Below are 946 nucleotides of genomic sequence, written 5' to 3'. Positions count from 1 at the left end.
CAGGTAGCCCGCCACGAAGGCGTCCCCGGCGCCGACCGAGTCGTGCACGCGGGCGGGCAGCGCGGGTTGGCGGTGGGGGCGGCCGTCGAGGAGCGCGAAGGCTCCCTCCGCGCCCAGCTTGATCACGGCACCGGAGGGGCCCAACTCGCAGATCCCCTTGGCCAGTTCCTCGGGTTCGTGGCGGTCCGGCACCGCGAGCCGGGCCTCGTGCGGGCCCGCGAACACCAGGTCGCTGTCATGGAGGAGGGGAAGTACGGCCTTCCTCGCCTCGTGCTCGTTCCACAGCAGCGAACGGAAGTTGATGTCGAGGGAGACCAACACCCCCGCGTCGCGGGCGATGTCCACCGCCCGGCGGACCGCTCGCGCCGGACCCTCCCCCAACGCCGGTGTGATGCCGGTGATGTGGAGGATCGCCGCCCCCGCCACCACCGCCTCCGGGATGTCCTCGGGGGAGAGGCGGACCCCTGCAGTCGCCGTGCGGTAGTAGCGCATCCGGTGGTGCGTGCTGGTGCGTCTCTCCTTGAGGAGGAGGGAAGTCGGGGCCGGATCGCGTACCGCCAGCGCGGTGACCCCTTCCGCCCGCAGCTCCCGCAGCACCAGCTCGCCCAGCTCGTCCTCGCTCACGCGGCCGATCCAAGTGGCCCTGCCGCCCAGGCGACTTACGCCGATCGCCACGTTGGACTCGGCGCCGGCGATGCCGAGGCGCAGGGTGGTGCCCAGGGTGAGCGGGCCGGGACCGGCGGCGGACAGGACGCCCAGGGTCTCGCCCACGGTGACGAGGTAGAGCTCGTCGTTCTCGACAACAGGCTTGCGGCTGTTCACAGGTCGTTCTTCTCCTCGGGCCCGGTGTCGGGCCTGACCGTCTCCAGCAGTGCGCGGGCCCGGGCCGTGAGGGCGCTCAGCGCCTCGGGGGCGGGGTCCCGGTCGGCGTCGCGCAGCAGCGGGG

1 protein-coding gene is annotated in these 946 nt (G+C 73.2%); it reads right to left on the bottom strand.

The genetic code is table 11. The annotated features are described in order from the left end of the window. A partial coding sequence (locus tag R6V09_RS53890; RefSeq protein ID WP_317888660.1) for a sugar kinase occupies positions 1 to 822 on the bottom strand: 822 nt, incomplete at its 3' end. Positions 823 to 946: the final 124 nt, after the last annotated feature.

The sequence above is a fragment of the Streptomyces sp. W16 genome (genome assembly GCF_033194735.1).
Taxonomy (GTDB): Bacteria; Actinomycetota; Actinomycetes; order Streptomycetales; family Streptomycetaceae; genus Streptomyces.
Note: the sequence above shows the minus strand (reverse complement) of the source record. Positions and strands in the feature narration are given on the sequence as shown.